Here is an 18,788-nt window from a genome sequence, read left to right as displayed (position 1 = left end):
GAGTACTATAAAGTGCCAGCTCAGGTCGGCTTGTACAGGATTGCGCAATTATCTGAGGGGAGCAGGTTTAAAGTGAAGGGCAAAAAAAGGGGGCGCTAAGCGCCCCAAAAGGACTACCATCGAGCCATGCTTATTTGATCCAGTGCTTACCCCAGTGAGTTTTGTCGTAACCGTGCTGGTAGCTGTGGATCGTCATCTTGTCGCCTTGCGAGTCTTTGCTGGCGGCGATTTCATCATCGATTACCCGGGTTGATAACGACAACCAGCTGGTCACAAAGGCGCTGGCGTCGGCGTTAATCTCCAGTGCCTGCTCATTGATATTGAGCAAGTTGTCACAGGCATCGTGATAACAAGGGTCGTAAGATACGCCGGCTTCGCCGCCGAATTTCGCCGCTTGCTCTTCTGTTTTAACACCTTCAGCACCAGTGAATAGGCCACCAAATGCGATGCCTTCTTCGAAGAATTGAGCGTAATCCGAGCGGAAGCTGATCTCTGAACCTTCCGCTTCTAAGCCACGTAGCTGGAAGTATTTCTCAAACAGTTTCTCCGTTGCAGCAGAACCCGGAGGGCCTTGCAGGTCGAAGTCTGAGCCATCACCGTCGTAAATAAAGTTGCCAAAGTTAGTGGAGCCGATCATGTCGTAGTTGAGGTACACCTTGATCTTGGCTTTTTCTTCCGCTGATAGGGACTTAACGTATTCAGTCGAGCCTACTAGGCCGGCTTCTTCAGCACCCCACCAAGCAAACCGGACTTTGTTGCGCGGGAAGGCTTTGCTCATTTGCACAGCCATTTCCAGCAGAGCTGCACTGCCAGAGCCGTTATCGTTAATACCGGCGCCTTCATACACTGAGTCCAAATGCGCTCCTGCCATGACGATATTGTCTGGGTTGCCGCGCTTGGTTTCAGCGACCAAGTTGTAAGAGTCAACATTCTCGCGCACCACATCGGCTTTTAGCCGAAGTTCCAGCCCCTTGGTTTGTGACCAAGTAACGCCATTGTCGTAGGTGGCGAACATTGCCGGAATACCGCCAGAATAATCGTCGCCCAAGGTGGCACCAGTCAGCCCCTTGCGATCGTCGGTATCACCCTGGTTGAAGATCACGATACCAGCCGCACCTGCGGCAGCGGCATTTTCCGCTTTGGTCTGGAACGCACAGCTACCACGCTGTACTAGCGCAATATGGCCTTTGGTGAAGCCGTTGAAATCGTCCATTTCGCAGCCACTGGTGGAGGTGTTGCCATCACCTAACTGCAGATCAACCGCGCTCACAGGAGCGGTGACATCGCCGCCATCGGTTTGCGACAGATAGGTGAAATCCTGGTCAAAAACATAAGACACTGGATCAGGCAGAGTGGCCGAAAGCACGCCATCACCCACCACGTAATACATATTAAACGGGAAGGGCTTTAGCTCGACGCTGTAACCAACACTTTCCAAGGTTTGCTGAATGTACTCCAGTGACGCGGTATAGCCAGGCATACCTGCAGCGCGATTGCCGTCGTTGGCTTCAGCAATGCCATACAGCATTTCCAAGTGATATTGAATATTACTGGCCTGAACGCAGCGTGGTAAGCCAAGGGGTGTGCTGTTTAATACACCAAATTGGCATTCAAACATGCCTAGTCGATCGGGGCTCCAATAGCGATCTAACAAATTGCTTGGCGAATCCAGGCTGATAGCAGAGGCTTGTGAAGAGATAGCCATGGCGAGTGCAGTTGCCATGCCGGGGTGTAAATATTTTCTCATATCGATAATCCGATCCTGTAACGAGATGGCTGTGAAAAAACTTAATCAGGGAATCACAGTCAGGCACGCAAATGAATGGATTATCTGAGCCTTTTTCGAAAGTGGTGCTATTTCGAATTTATCTTCTGTCGATGTTGCGCTTTACAGTAGGTGATTTTCTATTTATTAACTTTTTCAGGAAAATATTCTTTAGGAGTGGTTTTTAGTGTCGAAGCTTAGATGATTGTGCAGGTGTTTCTAGACCTGATCTTGATTGTCTAATGATTATTAACGATTTTTATTATTGGGTCTACATTTGGTTATTTATCGTTGGTGACTTTGTTGTCCCTTTATTGGTGCAACAGAAAAGGTCCGTGCATTAAATTAGGTCAGTCATCGGGCGATGGTATTAATTTTCGCGGCAGAGAGGAAGAGGAATTTTTTACTTTTCTAGCTATCGATCATGCTAATCGATGCCCTTGGTATGACCAGCCTTGGGCATCCACGGAGGAGGGTGGTAACCGCAGTATGTCGCCACGCCGGATGGCAAGGCCAGCTGCTCCAGTGGACCAACATAAAGGTCTATCAAAAGGGTTCTAATCATGATGAAAACATCATCTCTACTTGCACTGGTCGCCACAAGCGCGCTGTGTGCATCCGTTAATGTACAGGGGCATAGTGCTATGTTCCCTGATGGCTTTAAATATGATGCCAGCAATGGTGGTGAGGGACTGCAAGGCTCTGACCGCTTAACTGCTGGTAATGCGGAAACCGCTGCCGTGACACGTTGCGAAAATGGCAGTGCCGGTGGATATCCATGTAAGAACATAGATTTACAATCCTTCTTATCCAAAAATAGTATGGGAGGGAGTGGCTCAGAACTAAACGACATATGGGGCTGGACTGATCCGCAAACAGGCGCAGAAATTGCCATTGTCGGTCGTACTAACGGTACTTCCTTTGTCGATGTGACTAATGCCACCCAGCCTGTTTATTTGGGTTTTTTGCCTTCTCATAATGGCGGTAGCGCTGCTTGGCGTGATATTAAAACCTATAACGATCATGCTTTTATTGTTGCCGACGGTAATGCCAATCGTAGCCACGGCTTACAGGTATTTGATTTAACCAGTCTGCGCAATACCACACCGGGCAGCACTTTGACCGAAACTAAGCATATGAGTGGCTTCGGCAATGCTCACAATATTGCCATTAATGAAGCAACAGGTTACGCCTATATCGTTGGCAGTAACCAATGCAGCGGCGGTCTATATATGGTGGATGTTTCTGATCCAGTGAATCCTGCTTACGCAGGTTGTTTTTCCAGTGACGGCTATACCCACGATGCACAATGTGTCGTTTATAACGGCCCGGATAGCGACTATCAAAATCGTGAAGTGTGTGCGGCCTATAATGAAGACACCATTACCATTGTCGACGTGACGACCAAATCGAATCCACAGCAAATATCACGTACACCCTATCAAGGCTCACAATATACCCATCAGGGCTGGTTCTTGGATGATGATCATGCCTTGCTGATCATGAATGATGAGTTAGATGAGCAGCGTAATGGTCATAACACGACCTCTTATATCTACGATGTTAGTGATCTTGATAATCCGGTTGAGTTAGGGCGCTATGTTGGTCCAACGGCCGCTATTGATCACAATCTGTATACCCTAAACGGCTACGTATTTGAGTCAAACTACCGGGCTGGTTTACGTATTCTAGATACAGAACAAATCGCATCGGGTAGCCTGACGGAAGTGGCTTATTTTGACACTATTCCAAATTCCAATAGCGCCCAGTTTTCTGGCACCTGGAGTAACTACATTTATTTTGCCAGTGGCAATGTGATCACCAGTGATATTGGCAATGGACTCTTTACTTTAACACCAGACTGGGAGGCGATTAATCAGCCTGGCCAAGTTGAGTACTGCAGCGCAAAAGGTAACAACGCCAGTTACGAGTGGGTAGCTAAGGTGGAAGTGGGAGACTTTGTTAACGCCTCGGTCGGTGCGGGATATTCAGACTTCACCAGCAAAAAAATAGAGTTGGCTGGTGGTGAAACGGCAGTCACTCTGACGCCAGGGTTCAGCAACAGTAGCTATAACGAAGTGTGGAAAATCTGGGTCGATCTGAATCAGGATGGTGATTTCAGCGATGAAGGTGAGCAAGTCTTTTCTTCCGCAGCATCTAGCGGTTCTGTCACTGGTAAACTTACTATTCCAGCCAGTGCCAAAGTTGGTGACACACGCATGCGCGTGGTGATGCGTTATCAAAACGCCCCTGATGCGTGTGGTTCGTTTGATTATGGAGAGGTGGAAGATTACACCGTGACTATTGTCGATGGCGGCACTACCCCAGGTGACCGGTACGAGAATAATAATCCAGTCGCGATTCCAGACAACAACACTACCGGCATCAGCAGTGAGATCAACGTTGATCGAACTGACAGTGCCAGTTCGGTCAGCGTGATTGTTAATATCAGTCATAGCTACATCGGCGATCTGGTGGTAGAACTGCAGCACCCAGATGGCAGCACCAGTACCTTACATGATCGTAAGGGTGGCTCTGATAATGACATCAATAAAACCTATGAACTTGATTTAAGTGATATTAACCCTGCTGGTAAATGGACTCTTAACGTCAAGGATTTAGTTAACCAGGATTCAGGCACGCTGAATTCCTGGGCATTGCAGTTCTAAATAACAATAAATCCATCAGGCAGCGATGTTCTTTGTCGCTGCCGCTCTTCACGACAGGTGAAGTTGGGAGTAGAAAAATGATTAAGCCGTTAAAGCTTTTTGCTGTTATATCATTGGGGTTTTCATTAGTAGGCTTGTGTCATGCTGAGCATAAAAATCCCATTGAACTTGTTGCTCATGCAAATGCCATTTTGCAGGAATCAAAAGTGCTGGAATTGGAATCCATCGAAGTGCTAAAACGCAGTAATAAACTGCTGGGAGATATAAAAAAGTTACGTGTTGAGCAAAGAAAAGTACAAGGCAGCGGCAGTGAAGCCAGCTTTACAACCATGGTGAATACGCTGAATGAACAGAGGCAGAACTGGCAGCAGCATGGCCGTATGTTAAGACAGCGCAGCAGTATCCTTGAACAGCAGGCTATGGCGTTGATCAAGCTAGGTTTTACAGCTTCTTGGAGTGACAAGGTCCACTTGCATGGGCCGATGAAATTGGCCTCGCGTGAACATCCTGTGATGGCACACAATGCGCAAATTCGCAGCGTACACCCCTCCATGTTAGGTCAAATGACGGACGGTGCTGATACCGATAGCAAGTCGGGCATGAGTATGAAAGTACCGGCTCTGAGCGGTCAAAATGCCCCTGCGGATCTCGATGTGTCGACCTTTCAGCGCTCAAGAAATTTAACTTTTTTTGCTCATGCTGAGCCCTTAACTCAGCCGGCAGCGGATGTTCCCCTAAATAAAATCCATCAGTGGCGGTTGCTGGTGTCTGATGCCCAAGGAAAACCCGTTACCGGTGCAAAAATTAATATCGATGGTCATATGCCGGGTCATGTACATGGCCTTCCCACTCAGCCAAAAATTACCAAAGAATTATCGCCTGGCGAATATCTTGTGGATGGCGTTAAGTTTCAAATGACAGGCTGGTGGGTGATGCAGTTTGATATTGAGCATCAGAATAATAGTGACTCTTTGGTATTTAATTTGGTGTTGTAATATGAATACCATCAGTCGTTTGATTTGTCAGACATTCCTGGGCGTATGCCTGTGGTCGATTGCAATATTGTCGGTTCAAGCAGAGTCCGTTTACGATTTTACCGAAGCCGACATACGGTTTTTGTCACAGTTCCATTTGAGCCAGTTACCACCACCTCCCTCAGCCTTTGGCAACCGGCTAGCAGATGATGCGGCAGCGGCTCAGTTAGGGCGAGAGCTGTTTTTTGATCCAGGATTAAGTCGCAATGGCCAAGTATCCTGTGCAAGCTGTCATCAGCCTGAGCAGTATTTTACTGACGGTCTGCAACGTTCGGTGGGCTTGGGGCAGGTACGTCGTAATGCGCCTTCCATCGCCACATCTCAGTATGGGCCATGGCAGTTCTGGGATGGGCGAGCGGACAGTTTATGGGCACAGGCCCTGTCTCCATTAGAGGATATCAATGAGCACGGCATTGCCCGCAGTCAGGCTGTGCAATATGTCGCAAGCCATTATCACCAAGCCTATGATGCTTTATTTGCGCCGCTGAATATCGCTTTAATAAAAACCCTACCGGAGCAACCCGCGAGTCCACGGCAGGATTCTGAAGCGCGGCAGCGCTGGAATCAGCTTTCACATCAGCAGCAGCAGGTGGTCAATCAGGTGTTTGCCAATATAGGCAAAGCTTTGATGGCCTATCAGCGCCAGATCCAGTTGCAGCCTGCGCCCTTTGATCGCTTTGTTACGGCCTTACAGCAAGGCCAAGATAAGCAGCAATTGACACGTCTGATGACGGCAGACGAAGTTAGCGGCATGCGACTGTTTATGGGCAAAGGCAACTGTGCCAGTTGTCATAACGGACCGTTATTTACCAACTTTGAGTTTCACAATATTGGTGCGCCTGAGCCGAACCAAAAACAGGTGGATATGGGACGCTTTGAAGGTGTAACGAGCTTGCAGAAAAATGAGTTCACTTGCTTGTCGCCTTACAGCGACGCCAATCCTTCGCAATGCGAAGAAATGCAATTTCTTAAACGTCAGGGGCCTGAGTTGGTCGGGGCTTTCAAAACCCCGAGTTTGCGCAATGTGGCAAAAACGGCGCCATATATGCAGTCTGGCCAGCTAGCCAGCTTGATTGAAGTAATTGCACATTATAATAAGCCCACACCACCATTTTATGATCGAGAGCAGCACCCGAGCCGGCCGCACTTCGATATAGTGCCGTTAAATCTGACGGAAGAAGAGCAGCAACAGCTGCTGCGTTTTCTCGATACCCTCACTTCACCGATCGATGCCAGTGACCGTTGGTGGCTCGCCACTGACGACTAAAGCAGCACCGTTATCGCCCTAGCTTACAGCTGGGGCATTTTTTTATTATACTGTACGGATATACATAGTTGTGTCCGTGTTATGCGTCTATTCATTGCCGAAAAGCCCAGTCTAGGACGTGCTATTGCTGCTGTGATGCCCAAGCCTCATCAAAAGGGTGATGGCTTTATTCAGGTGGGCAATGGCGATGTGGTCAGTTGGTGCATTGGTCATTTGCTTGAGCAAGCTGAGCCCGATGCCTACAACCCAGCATTTAAGCAGTGGCGACTGGACCTGTTGCCGATCGTACCTGATGTCTGGCAATTACAGCCAAAAGCTTCAACTCGCAAGCAGTTGTCGGTCTTACGCCGCTGGGTAAAACAAGCGCAGCAGCTGGTGCATGCCGGTGACCCCGATCGCGAAGGGCAGTTGCTGGTGGACGAGGTGGTCGATTACCTGAAGGTCAGTGATGCAAAAAAGCGTGGCATGCAACGTTTATTAATCTCGGATCTAAATCCAGCTGCGGTGAAAAATGCGCTAAACCAGCTGCGCCCTAATCGCGATTTTTTGCCCTTGTCTGTGTCGGCTTTGGCTCGCAGTCGTGCTGACTGGTTATACGGCATTAATTTAACCCGCGCCTCCACCATTAAGGGGCAGCAGGCGGGTGTTGGCCAGGTACTGTCTGTGGGTCGAGTGCAAACACCGTTACTGGGGCTGGTGGTACGTCGAGATAAAGAGATTTCCGAATTTGTTAGCCGCCCTTATTACCCGGTACGGGCAGCGATTCAAGCAGCGCCGGACACCCCTGTTCTTTTTTATGCCGACTGGCAACCGAGCGAAGCCTGTGTCGCCCACCAAGACGAGGAAGGGCGAGTATTGAACCCTAAGTTGTCACACAATGTGGCCGAGCGAATTCGCCAGCAGCCTGCTGAAGTCTGTCGTTTTGATCAGCAAAATAAACGTCAAGCGCCGCCTTTGCCCTACAACTTATCGAGCTTGCAGGTAGATGCCGCCAAGGCCTTGGCCATGTCGGCTCAACAGGTGTTAGACACTTGCCAAAGTCTGTATGAAAAGCATCAGTTGATCACCTATCCTCGCTCGGATTGTCGTTATTTGCCGGTGGCACACTGGCAGGATCGCCAGGCGCTAGCAACAGCTATTGCAACGGTTAGCCCCGAGCTGGCGGCGGCCTGCAACAATGCGGATTGGCAGCTGCGTTCGGCTGCCTGGAATGATGCAAAGGTGGGCGCTCACCATGCCATTATTCCGACTCAGAAGGCGTTGTCGGCCCAGCGTCTGAGCAACAACGAACAACGCCTTTATCGACTCATCGCCCGGCAATATCTGATGCAGTTCTATCCGGCCTGGCACTATCAACAACGCCGGGTGGAACTCATTATTGCTGGTGGCCGCTTTAGCGCCAGCGGTCGCAGTACTAGCGATAGCGGTTGGAAAGTGCTTTTGCCTAATGGCGATGACAGTGAACAAAAAGAAAATCCCTTGCCCGAACTTAAAGTTGGGCAGGGCTTATGGAGTGGTGAGCCTGTGTTGGAAGAAAAACATACGCAGCCGCCTAAAGCCTTTACCGATGCCAGTTTATTGGCCGCCATGACCGGTATTGCTCGCTATGTGACAGATCCTGAATTGCGTAAGATATTGCGTGATACCGACGGTTTGGGTACTGAAGCCACCCGGGCAGGCATTATTGAATTATTGTTTAAGCGTGGGTTTATTCAGCGGCAAGGAAAAAGTATCAAGGCGACGGCGCTCGGGGCTGCACTGATTGAGGCATTGCCGCCGAGCACCACCTTACCGGACACCACGGCTGATTGGGAGCGACAGCTAAATGAAATTAGTCAGCAGCAGCTAAATTACCAAGCATTTATGCAGCCTCTGCAGCAACGCTTGCGGCAGCTCATTGCCGAGACGGTCGCCATGGATAGCAGTCAGTTTCAAAAGGTGCCGAAATCGGCATCCAAATCGAGCAGCAAACGCCGTGCGAGTTATACTCGATCGAAGTCGTCGGGCGGTAAAAATAAAAGAAGTAAACCCATTAACAAAACGGGTTAGTTGCTTTATTGCTCACTATATATGAGCGCTCTTCAAGTGCCTATTTTATAGGCCGAGATAAGCAAAGGTTAAAAAAGCACTGTGTTGCACATTGCGCTCCACCAAAGGACTGTCTTGCAAAACCTGATCCAGCCACTCAGCGTGATATTTAAAACGCATTTGCCAGGTGCTGCTGAAAGGCCACATGATTTTTAACCCTAGCATGGGGTTGATGGCATCTTTGCTCTGGTAGGTTGTCAGGATATCGGTGGCATCTTGTTGGTCGACACCATAAACACTTTGGCTATAGGATTGGCTTAACCAGCGTCCTCCCAACATCCATTGGGCTTTAGGAGTAAAGCGTCCGGGCCAATAAAATAGTGGCATCGTTAGGTTCGTATCAATGGTGGTGCCATTGGATTGACCCGATATATCCTGAGCGATATCGATGTCTAAGTAGTGCCAGGTGAGACCGACATTGGCCGTCGCCTCTAGCCCTCCACCATCAAAACCCCGGTAGCGTTTATCGTCGGCATCACCCCAGACTTCGCTGTTGACACTTTCATCGCGCAGTCCAACGCCGGAGTGTAAATCAAGCTGAGACCACTGCCAGTGATAACTAATCAGACTGTTGCCTGTGCCTATGTGCCAGCCGCCGTAACGTGCACTGAACATAGGTACATTACGTTGTTGCGTGGATTGTTCATACCAGGGAGCTTTGCGCACCAAACTGGCACCGCCCAGTTCATAACGCCAGTGCTGGTCAGCAACGGCCGATAGGGTTGATATAAGTGCCAGTGGTACAAGCCAGAACCGTTTCATAAGAACACCCAGTTAACTATGCTGAAGTCATCATGGCCGAACCCAGCGACTGACTTCATGTGGCAAATGTCACGACAGCAGATGACATTTGCCCTATTCTGACCACCCTGTTTTTACGGCACAGTAGCAATGGATTCGGCCAAACAGCGCGACATATTCTTGAAGTGGATTGACTTTGTTCTGGCGGCACTGACCGTAACGACCATCAGTGTGTTGCTTATGTACTTGTGGACGACGGATATGCCAGAGGTGGCCGTTGTTGCCGCTGACCCTATCTGGCTTACGCTGTGCACACTTCTGTTTATGGTCAGTTTAAGTACCAATCTTCACGCGCGTTTGCCTAAGGTTAAAAAGCGTCCGACACCACCGCTAAGCCTGTGGATATCGGCTGCTGTGGCTGTGGTTTTGATGCTGATTTTCACGCCAGGCATTTGCGGCATTTTATGGATCATGTTGGTTGGCCAGTTGCCGCGTTATTATTCTCTTAAATTCAGCTTACTGGCGGCCGTTGTGCCGCCACTTGTGATTGGTCTGTATCACCAGCTGGTGCTGCAATGGCCCTACGCTTTAATCAATATGGGCTTGTATACGTTATTTAATTTATTGGTTGTTTATTTAAGCACTACGCTGGAGTCGGAGCAGCAAGCGCGAGAGCAGGCGTCGCGGTTGGTAACTGAATTGACCCTGACGCAACAATTATTGGCTTCAACTAGCAAACGCGATGAGCGTTTACGTATCGCCCGGGAACTGCATGATTTGTCTGGCCATCATTTAGCGGCGCTGAGTTTGCAGTTGGAAATAGCTCGTCATACCGAGGGCGAGCAACACGATTTGGCCTTGGAGCGAGCTGGAGTGATAGCGCATCTGCTATTAAGTGAGCTGCGTGATACGGTATCGACGTTTCGCCAGCATCGCGGAATTGATCTGCATAGCGCGTTGCAGACGCTCGTGTCTAGCTTGGCGCGCCCTAAAGTGTGGCTGCAAATTGAAAGTGATTTGACCGTAGACGATGTGCAGCAAGCGGAAACCCTGTTGCGCTGTGTGCAGGAAGCTCTGACCAATAGCGTGCGTCATAGCAGAGCTGAGCGGGCTGTGGTAAAGCTGTGGCGTCGTGGTGAGCAAGTTCATTTGCATATTGTTGATAACGGTGGCTGTCACTCAATGCCACAGCCAGGTAACGGGCTAACAGGCATGCAAGAACGAGTGTTGGCTGTGGGGGGGAACTTGAGTTATCAGCCAGGTACCTTGGGTTTGCAGATCGATATTGAACTGCCGCTAGGCAATGGGTTAGTAGTGTGATCAACATTGTATTAATCGAAGATCAGCAGCTGGTGAGAGATGGAATTCGCACCTTGCTGGAGTTACGTCCAGGCTATCAGGTGGTGGCTACGGCCGAGGATGGTCGGGCGGGTTTAGAGGCAATTCAGACCTTTAGCCCAGATGTGGTGCTATTGGATATCCGTATGCCGGTGATGTCGGGCACTGAGGTGCTGGAGAGCATGCATCAGCAGCGCAACAACACACCAGTACTGGTACTGACGACCTTTGACGATCATGAGCTGGTGCATCAATGCATCGAATATGGCGCTAAGGGCTATCTGCGTAAAGATGTTGGCTTGGATGAGTTATTAGCCGCAATTGATGCGTTGAATGGCGGTGGTGAATGGCTGCAACCAGCTCTGACGCAGCGTATTCAGCGTTATCAGAGCCGTCAGCCTGAGGTGCTGCCAGTTCAGGTGAATTTAACAGCAGCAGAAGTCCGGGTTTTGCGATTGGTCGCTGCTGGCCATAGCAATCAAGAAATTGCCCGAGCATTGCATCGGGCGCCGGGAACGGTAAGAAACCAGGTGTCGGCGATACTGGAAAAACTCAGCGCCCGCGACCGCACTCAAGCGGTGCTGCGGGCTATCGATCAGGGGTTGATTTAAACTCTAAAGCGCGACAGGTTGCCTGCAATGCTGGTGCTTAGGCTATGCAGCTGTCCAGATTGATTCATCGCCTCAGCGACGTTGCCAGCCAGGTCATCCGAGGCGGTTTGAATGGCAGTGGCAATGCGACTGATTTCTTCTGTGGCAGCATGCTGTTCACGCGATGCGTTGGCAATATTTTGTGAGCGCTCTGATATGTCACCTAATGCATCGGCAATAGCGGTCAGGCTTTGAGTGACCTGAGCAGCACTGTCAGCGGTTTCATCCGTTAGCTCTTTGCTGGTTTGCATAATGCTCACAGCGCTTTGGCTGTGCTGTTTGAGGTTATCAATCATTTCCTGAATTTCGCCGGTGGCTTCGTGGGTACGTTGCGACAAGGTGCGGACTTCGTCAGCGACCACTGCAAAACCACGCCCTTGCTCGCCCGCCCTGGCAGCCTCGATGGCCGCGTTTAACGCCAGCAAATTGGTTTGTTCGGCAATGCCCTGAATGGTGGCAAGAATTCCGGTGATTTGCTGTGCTTGCTCATCCAGCTGAGTGATGACGCCGGTTGCATCGTCAATCTGACTGGTGAGGCGGCTCATACGGCGTTTGTTTTCTTCGGCATTAACCATGCCTGACTGGCCTTCTGATGTTGCATTTTGTGCAGCTCCGGCCGTATCTGATGCGTTAGAGGCGACCTCAGATGAGGTTGAAGACAGCTCATTCACTGCCACCGCCACTTGGCTAATTTCGCTTTGCTGTACCTGTACCGCCTGATTATTTTCCTCGGCATTGGTGCGTGCAGAGCTTGATAGGCTATCGAGTTGGCGGGATGAATCCATGCTTTGCGACACCAGATCGTGAATCGAGCTAACAAAAATATTAAAGGCGTTGCTGAGAGCACCAATTTCATCGTTGCGCACCACCTCAAGGCGTTTGGTCAGGTCTGCTTCGCCTTGAGCTATATCGGACATGGCGACACTCAGGTTCGCCAATGGCCGCAATAGCCGTGAGATAATCACCCCAGTAATCAGGGTGACGATGATGATGGTCATAATGCCAGTTACCCAGCTCGACCAGCGCAGTGAATCCAGGCTGGCATAGGCTTCTTTTTCTGGTGCCACCAGCAAAACCTGCCAGTCAGTGCCATCAATGGGATAAAGGCCAAGCAAGCTGTGGTGGCCGCCAAAGTCTGCCGATACCACACTACCAGAGCGCAGTTTCCCGGTGGCGGACATTAGGCTACTGACGGGTTTATCCAACAGTTTTTCATCCGGATGAACCATAAACTTTTGCTCAGCATTCAGTAGAGCGGCGTAGCCATTTTCGCCAAGATCGATATTGAGCACCTGCTGCACCACAGCGGTAAGGGCAACATCTCCGGCTAGTACGCCATTTCGAGTTGGTTCGGCAAAGGTAATCACCATGGTACCTGTGCTGGCATCGACATAGGGCGGGGTAATAATCTGCCGGCCAGCCTGTTTGGCTTGGGTATACCAAGGACGCACTCGCGGGTCGTAGCCGGCGGGTAAGTCGTCATCTGGGCGCATGGTCATGCCGCCGTCTTGGGTGCCAAGGTAGAGGTACATAAAGTCTCCGGCCTTTTGGCCTTGGCCGACCACATCAGCAGTGGATAAGTTGCTGCCCAGGGAAGACGCTGCCGCAGACACTACCTTGCCTTTGGCGTCGATCCAGCTGCTGACAAAGCTGCTGGTCTTTTCACCGGTAATTCGAATCCGTTCGCTTATCTCTTGTGCCAGGCTGGAGCGGGCCTGGTAATAGCTGAATGCACTGCTTAACGCCAGTAACACCAGAATAGTGACACCGACGGCTAGCATCAGCTGCTTACGAATGCTCATGTTGTTCATGCGTGCTGTCCTCGTACCTTGGCATTGTTCAGCTTAGATGAAATTCATCGGCACGAGGTGGAGTAGCTTGAGCAAATTATAACGCTGGGTATCAATGACCCGAAAGACTGTTACCTTCGGCGAGTACCTCTCCGAACTGCCATAATTTCCAGTCACCGGGTTGGAATAGAGTCCATTGCTCGTCGTCTGTTAATGGTTCGGTGGCAATGATACTAACGATGTCTTTGGGCGTAGTTTCTGCTGCAAAATCAATGTTCACCTCGGCGTCACACAAGTGTGCTGGGCCAAATGGGGCACGGCGGGTGATGCAGGCCATCTTGGTGCTGCAATAACTGAACAGCCAGTCGCCGTTGCTGAGCAAGCAGTTAAACACTCCTTGTTGGCGATAGCCGTCGGCAAGCGTTACTAATGTCTTGGCCAGCTGTTGTGGCATGGCGTCGCGAGGCAAACTCTGGCGTACTTGATTCATTAGGTCACAGAAGATGTTTTCACTGTCAGTGTCACCGACGGGCTCATACATTCCAGTCCGACGATGGAATTCCTGCAGCTGACCATTATGTGCAAACACCCAATGGCGTCCCCACAGCTCGCGTACAAAGGGGTGGGTGTTGGCCAGCTGAATGCTGCCCACGTTGGCTTGTCTGATATGGCAAATAGCCGTGTTGCTCTTGATGGGGTGGCGCTGTACCAGCTCGGCGATGGGAGAAGACGCGCTTGGTTGTGGATCATGAAAACAGCGCACGCCTTTGCCTTCATAAAAAGCGACGCCCCAGCCGTCTTTGTGAGGGCCCGTTTCTCCTCCCCGGCGTGTTAGGCCGGTAAAGCTAAAACATAAATCGGTTGGAGTGTTGGCACTCATGCCTAGTAGTTCGCACATTTAATAGATCATCGTTCGTAAAAAAACTATCAATAGGTGATTGCTCGGCTTTGACCGCAGCCTCCATTGCACTGATCAAGCTTTGATGATGAATAATTCAGTATGGCTCTATCGCTCATCTGCGACTCAGTATAAGCAGTATTTAGAAGACGATGTTAACGGATTTTTCCAGCCAAAGGGAGCGTCGAATGTTAGTTCCGGATTGTAATGAAGGGGTAAAAATGTCGTTAAAAAGTATTCTGTTGATAGCCCCTGGTAGGTATCATTGCTAGTACGTGACTACTCAGTATTCAAATGGAATCACATTTAGAATAGTCATGCTAGAGCCATTATTGAGTTCATATCAATGGTGCTAATAATTAAAAACTAAGGGATTAAATAGTGAAGAATAATATAATAATAGCTACAGTAGGATTGACATTGGCCGCTTGTGGCGGTGGCTCTGGAGGATCGTTGCAGGATGGTGATTCTATAATTTTAGGTGATTCTCATAGTGTAAGCCTTAAATCTGATTCACTTGATATGTCATATCAACCTGAACCTGGACGTTCGGCTTTGGCTAAAATTGACTCTAGTTCTTCCGAAACAGCATTGTATGCATATGGCTTAGAAAATCAGTCCAATGACGTGCCGGATTGGAGGTCTGAGGGAGCTGCAGACTCGCAGTGGGTTTATCTTCCTGCAGATGCTTTGCAAAATGTGCGTTTGAGACTGGTGTCCTCTGGTTCTTCAAAAGTTGACTTCTCGTTGCGAGAGCCTAGTCGGGATTTGTTGGCTATGACTTCAGGGGAGAAACTGTTTTCAGGGCATAGAGTTATTGAGAAAATATGTTCGGCTGGCATGGATGACTCCAAATATGATTCTATTGTTCAGTATATTATCAATATGTCTGATAACTACCAAATAGACACGTCTGGGTTTAGACAAAATTTGTCCTTGTCAGGTGATGGAGTTTTGACAGATAAACTGGTTGTTTCATTTGAAAGTGATGAACAGTCTATCGATGTTTTTTACGACTATAATGAGGCTGATGGCACTCTTCTAGCTGAAGGTGAAAGTGATGTCTTTGCGCAAGAAGGTAGGGGTGATTGCACGATAAAAGTCAAATACGAAGCAAAAGCTTATCTATAGTCTTTTTTAGGCTATAGGAGTAACGGCCATCTAGTGATTGGCCGTTATTTTTATTGCTTTATATCCGTTCTTTTTTTAAATTAATCGGTGTGTTTCTGTCGATTATTCCAGGGATTTCTCTGATTTCTATCAGATTTTAATCATCCAATCACGGTTCTGTTTCCAATATCATAGCGCTAGACTTCTGAAACAGGTATTACGACTGGGAGGTGGGCCTCATACGCCTTGCCATAAGGAGTATCGAATGGCACTGGGTAAAGTGTTAGCCTCTCTTTTTCAGCTTCAGATAGCATGTTAAATACACCATCGTCGTCGTTACGGTCGTGTGCGGCGAAGTAAATTTGAGTTACTAGGACTTCATTCAGGCCTTTTTTAATCTTTAAGTGAATATGTTGTGTTCTTCCTTCGTACAGTCCAGGCATGACGGTGCGGAACATAAAACGAGCATTAATATCCGTAGTGCACTTGCCAAATCCTTGGAAATAAGGATCCCTATCTTCGCTGTTGGGTGTTTCGGTATGGATATAAACGCCATTGGCATCTGCTTGCCATATTTCAACCACAACGGATGGTTCTGGCTCTGATGCTTCATTAAATACTGCACCGTGTAAGTGCAGGACTTCGCCCTTGGTTTTAATTCCAAATCTATCCTCGTATACCAAGTCATTGTCTTGGTCTAGTGGTAGTTTGTCAGGGTAGAAGGGCCCCTCGATTTGTGATGGGGTAGTGGCAACAATTCCTGCCATTGCATGTGCGCTGATGGCGGCAGCAGGTGTGGCTAAGAGAAATTTTCTCCGGTCTATTTTTGGCATATTAATTTCCTGGTTGGGTGTCTTAAATTAACCTTTTAATACTGCGCACAATAATATTTTTATTTCAACAGTTTGATTTTTGTTTATCTTGGTTTTGTTGTTGAATGTGGACTATTGAACAATCAGGACAAAGCCAGTCAGTAGATAGCATTAGTGAATATTGAAGTTAACCCGGTGTTAACCCTTGGCTTCCTACATTTTTCAGTTCATGAGCTTCGTTTGCGCAGTATCAATGGCGAAGTGTCCCAGTCACTTAAGTGACGGCTGTTCTGGAGAAGAAGGAAAGCCAGTATGCGCAAGTTAACTTCTGTTTTGCTAGCCGGTCTGTGGCTGTCACAGGCACAGGCATCACCTATTCCCATACCTGATGATTTAGATGGCGCCCTGTCGCAGTTGATAGAACAACATGGTTTGACTGGCGATCCATTAGCTGGGCAAGACTTACCGGCTATTGACGATCCCGAAGCCCGTCTCGGCAAGCTGCTATTTTTCTCCAAATCCTTAAGCGGAAATAAAGATGTAGCCTGCGCTAGTTGTCATCACCCTTATTTAGGCGGTGGTGATGGCCTTTCATTGCCAGTCGGTGCCTTAGCTGAAGATGAAAATGTGCTAGGACCCGGGCGGAAAACCACCACAGGGCAGCTTTATGTTCCAAGAAATGTGCCTACCATTTTTAATGCATGGGCTTACCGACGCAGCTTGTTCCGCGATGCCAGAGTTGAATTTGTTGACTGGCATGCACCTGAAAAAGGCATTAGCACTCCCGACGTTCCCTTTGGCGAAGCCGACCCTAATGCTGGTGATACCCTACTGTCGGCGCAAGCGCGTTTCCCTGTAGTGACAGCTTCGGAAATGCGTGGCTTTGATTTTATGGCGGATGAATCCAATGATGCGGTACGTGCTCATTTAGCAGCGCGTATTGGTGACTATGGCGCTGGCCAAGGTGAACTGTTCCGCAACCAATGGTTACCTTATTTTGAAGCCGTTTATGGCAAGGCTGATAAAGCCGATGAGGTAGTGACTTTTGCCAATATCACCCGCGCGATCGCAGCTTATCAGCAATCCATGGTGTTTATTGATAATCCTTGGTATAGCTATATTCGTGGCGATAAAGATGCATTAACGGAGTCGCAAAAACGTGGAGCTTATTTATATCTCTTTATGCCACCGCCTCCTTCTGATGGTGGAACAGAGCCGGACTTTTTGCCGACTCAGTGTATTGGGTGTCATAATACGGATACCTTTACTCAAACCAAAGAGTCTAATTATCACCGCCTGGCATTTCCGCAAATTGGCCCGGGTACTGGCTCCCCAGGTGCAGAAACCAATGACCTAGGGCGCATGCATCGCAACGGTGATGAAGCAGATATTTATAGTTTCCGTTCGGGGACGTTACTCAATATCGAAGTGACAGGGCCCTTTGGTCACGCCGGCAATTACGATACGCTGGAGCAGGTCATGCATCACTACAATGATTATCGCCCATTTATTAAGCAATATTTTGATGAAAAGGGCTGGTGCAGCCAGCCACAGTTTGCCTCGATGGAAAACTGTGAAGACTTATTCCCCGATGCTGAAGCCAATACCGAACCTGCTGCTGTCATAATCGACTGGGAAATCGCAGACGGAGCACCGGTACTGCAACCGCTGTTATTAGAGCAGCAAGATATAGATGACCTAGTGAACTTTATGAAAGCGCTAACAGACCCTTGCGTCAAAAGCGCTGAGTGTCTTAAAGCTTGGCTGCCGCAACGACAAGACGGCGATCCCGATGGCCTGCTGCTGAATGCAAAAAACTATCAAGGTGTGCCTTTGTATTTACCGTCTAATTGTCATGACGGGGATACCTTATTCTCTGGCGATAGTTTAAAACCTGATCAGGGTGAATGTATTTCCGGGCAGTGGCACTTCCTCAGTTTTAATGTCCCTGAAGACAATACCTTGGTATATCTCAGTAGCCGAGATGGTAGTGGCGAAACGCGTTTGTATTTCCATCCGGATACCTGGGCAACCCCAGACAATGCGTTTGCTGTTTCAACCGGAGAGGGTACCGAACAAGTACTGTCGTTAACCCTGAATAAGGGGCGCCATTATGTGACGGTCGGGCATCCTGAGGGATACGACGGTGTCAGCGTAGCGCTAGGGATGGAAAGCGCGTTGCGTGAGCCTGGTGAGGTACCTCTGCCAATGGTCGATAGTTGTGAGCTGCAAGATGCTATCGGTTTTGGAGAGTTACAGTCTGGCCAGCCGGTGTGCGTTAAACCAGGCAGCGGACATTTCTACATTCACGTTAAACAGCCCAATAGCCGCTTGGAAATACGCACTCGACACGGTGAAGGAGATGTGGATATTTATGCCGCCCCATGGTGGCCGACCAGCAACCACTATGCCTTTCGCTCCGCTCAAGAGGGCAACCAGGAGTATCTGCGTATCGATGCACCTATGCCAGGTTGGTTCTATGTACTGTTGGACGGATTTGAGCACGAGGGTGTGACCTTGCAGGTGAATCTCAGCACCGCGCAATAAATATTGTACTTGGCCCGCTCAGGTGGCTTAGGGAGTGTTGCCAGCCTGATTTCCGCCGTCAATGCCCAGGCAGAGCTTG

At 49.1% G+C, this 18,788-nt stretch carries 13 protein-coding genes; 8 read left to right on the top strand and 5 right to left on the bottom strand.

The window, feature by feature from the left end; translation table 11 throughout:
* Positions 1-130: 130 nt before the first annotated feature.
* On the bottom strand, positions 131-1,747 hold the full coding sequence (locus tag AC55FS_RS00365) for a M28 family metallopeptidase (protein ID WP_496934079.1): 1,617 nt from the start codon (positions 1,745-1,747) through the stop codon (positions 131-133).
* Positions 1,748-2,328: 581 nt separating this feature from the next.
* On the opposite strand from AC55FS_RS00365, the gene AC55FS_RS00360 reads away from it, so the two are divergent.
* The 4 genes from AC55FS_RS00360 to AC55FS_RS00345 all read left to right on the top strand — a co-directional run bounded on the left by AC55FS_RS00360 (position 2,329) and on the right by AC55FS_RS00345 (position 8,784).
* On the top strand, positions 2,329-4,434 hold the full coding sequence (locus tag AC55FS_RS00360; protein ID WP_496934078.1) for a choice-of-anchor B family protein: 2,106 nt from the start codon (positions 2,329-2,331) through the stop codon (positions 4,432-4,434).
* Positions 4,435-4,511: 77 nt separating this feature from the next.
* Positions 4,512-5,429 carry a FixH family protein gene (locus AC55FS_RS00355; RefSeq protein ID WP_496934077.1) on the top strand — a complete coding sequence of 306 codons (918 nt, stop codon included), beginning with the start codon at positions 4,512-4,514 and terminating at the stop codon, positions 5,427-5,429.
* A 1-nt stretch (position 5,430) separates the two neighbouring features.
* The gene (locus tag AC55FS_RS00350) at positions 5,431-6,735 is read left to right on the top strand and encodes a cytochrome-c peroxidase (RefSeq protein WP_496934076.1); all 1,305 of its coding nucleotides are present in this window, start codon (positions 5,431-5,433) and stop codon (positions 6,733-6,735) included.
* An 81-nt stretch (positions 6,736-6,816) separates the two neighbouring features.
* Positions 6,817-8,784: a DNA topoisomerase III gene (locus tag AC55FS_RS00345; RefSeq protein WP_496934075.1), complete on the top strand. Its 1,968-nt coding sequence runs from the start codon at positions 6,817-6,819 to the stop codon at positions 8,782-8,784.
* Between the two features lie 45 nt (positions 8,785-8,829).
* Here the strand turns inward: AC55FS_RS00345 and AC55FS_RS00340 are convergent, their stop codons facing one another.
* Positions 8,830-9,585 carry a MipA/OmpV family protein gene (locus AC55FS_RS00340; protein WP_496934074.1) on the bottom strand — a complete coding sequence of 252 codons (756 nt, stop codon included), beginning with the start codon at positions 9,583-9,585 and terminating at the stop codon, positions 8,830-8,832.
* Between the two features lie 129 nt (positions 9,586-9,714).
* Here AC55FS_RS00340 and AC55FS_RS00335 point away from each other — a divergent pair, with 129 nt between their 5' ends.
* Together AC55FS_RS00335 and AC55FS_RS00330 are read left to right on the top strand one after the other, a co-directional pair.
* On the top strand, positions 9,715-10,884 hold the full coding sequence (locus AC55FS_RS00335; RefSeq protein WP_496934073.1) for a sensor histidine kinase: 1,170 nt from the start codon (positions 9,715-9,717) through the stop codon (positions 10,882-10,884).
* Entirely contained in the window at positions 10,881-11,513 is a 633-nt protein-coding gene (locus AC55FS_RS00330; RefSeq protein WP_496934072.1) for a response regulator transcription factor, read from the top strand. Before AC55FS_RS00335 ends, AC55FS_RS00330 begins: the two co-directional genes overlap by 4 nt.
* Here the strand turns inward: AC55FS_RS00330 and AC55FS_RS00325 are convergent.
* Together AC55FS_RS00325 and AC55FS_RS00320 are read right to left on the bottom strand one after the other, a co-directional pair.
* Positions 11,510-13,363, bottom strand: coding sequence for a methyl-accepting chemotaxis protein (locus AC55FS_RS00325; RefSeq protein ID WP_496934071.1), 1,854 nt, complete (start codon positions 13,361-13,363; stop codon positions 11,510-11,512). The genes AC55FS_RS00330 and AC55FS_RS00325 overlap by 4 nt on opposite strands.
* A gap of 91 nt (positions 13,364-13,454) precedes the next feature.
* Complete coding sequence (locus AC55FS_RS00320) at positions 13,455-14,240, bottom strand: class II glutamine amidotransferase (protein WP_496934070.1); 786 nt, start codon at positions 14,238-14,240, stop codon at positions 13,455-13,457.
* A 381-nt stretch (positions 14,241-14,621) separates the two neighbouring features.
* On the opposite strand from AC55FS_RS00320, the gene AC55FS_RS00315 reads away from it, so the two are divergent.
* The gene (locus tag AC55FS_RS00315) at positions 14,622-15,371 is read left to right on the top strand and encodes a hypothetical protein (protein ID WP_496934069.1); all 750 of its coding nucleotides are present in this window, start codon (positions 14,622-14,624) and stop codon (positions 15,369-15,371) included.
* A 176-nt stretch (positions 15,372-15,547) separates the two neighbouring features.
* Here AC55FS_RS00315 and AC55FS_RS00310 read toward each other — a convergent pair whose 3' ends face one another.
* Positions 15,548-16,183 (bottom strand): dioxygenase family protein, encoded by a 636-nt coding sequence (locus tag AC55FS_RS00310; protein WP_496934068.1) that lies wholly within the window; start codon positions 16,181-16,183, stop codon positions 15,548-15,550.
* Between the two features lie 291 nt (positions 16,184-16,474).
* Here AC55FS_RS00310 and AC55FS_RS00305 point away from each other — a divergent pair, with 291 nt between their 5' ends.
* Positions 16,475-18,709 carry a cytochrome c peroxidase gene (locus AC55FS_RS00305; RefSeq protein WP_496934067.1) on the top strand — a complete coding sequence of 745 codons (2,235 nt, stop codon included), beginning with the start codon at positions 16,475-16,477 and terminating at the stop codon, positions 18,707-18,709.
* Positions 18,710-18,788 lie beyond the last annotated feature (79 nt).

Source organism: Bacterioplanes sp. CLAM21 (assembly GCF_059641015.1).
This window is presented reverse-complemented; position numbering and strand designations above follow the sequence as displayed.

What these genes read in the sequence shown, in the direction of transcription:
- AC55FS_RS00365 (WP_496934079.1), bottom strand. Translation starts at nt 1,747, where the DNA reads ATGAGAAAATATTTACACCCCGGCATGGCAACTGCACTCGCCATGGCT.
- AC55FS_RS00360 (WP_496934078.1), top strand. Translation starts at nt 2,329, where the DNA reads ATGATGAAAACATCATCTCTACTTGCACTGGTCGCCACAAGCGCGCTG.
- AC55FS_RS00355 (WP_496934077.1), top strand. Translation starts at nt 4,512, where the DNA reads ATGATTAAGCCGTTAAAGCTTTTTGCTGTTATATCATTGGGGTTTTCA.
- AC55FS_RS00350 (WP_496934076.1), top strand. Translation starts at nt 5,431, where the DNA reads ATGAATACCATCAGTCGTTTGATTTGTCAGACATTCCTGGGCGTATGC.
- AC55FS_RS00345 (WP_496934075.1), top strand. Translation starts at nt 6,817, where the DNA reads ATGCGTCTATTCATTGCCGAAAAGCCCAGTCTAGGACGTGCTATTGCT.
- AC55FS_RS00340 (WP_496934074.1), bottom strand. Translation starts at nt 9,585, where the DNA reads ATGAAACGGTTCTGGCTTGTACCACTGGCACTTATATCAACCCTATCG.
- AC55FS_RS00335 (WP_496934073.1), top strand. Translation starts at nt 9,715, where the DNA reads ATGGATTCGGCCAAACAGCGCGACATATTCTTGAAGTGGATTGACTTT.
- AC55FS_RS00325 (WP_496934071.1), bottom strand. Translation starts at nt 13,363, where the DNA reads ATGAACAACATGAGCATTCGTAAGCAGCTGATGCTAGCCGTCGGTGTC.
- AC55FS_RS00320 (WP_496934070.1), bottom strand. Translation starts at nt 14,240, where the DNA reads ATGTGCGAACTACTAGGCATGAGTGCCAACACTCCAACCGATTTATGT.
- AC55FS_RS00310 (WP_496934068.1), bottom strand. Translation starts at nt 16,183, where the DNA reads ATGCCAAAAATAGACCGGAGAAAATTTCTCTTAGCCACACCTGCTGCC.
- AC55FS_RS00305 (WP_496934067.1), top strand. Translation starts at nt 16,475, where the DNA reads ATGCGCAAGTTAACTTCTGTTTTGCTAGCCGGTCTGTGGCTGTCACAG.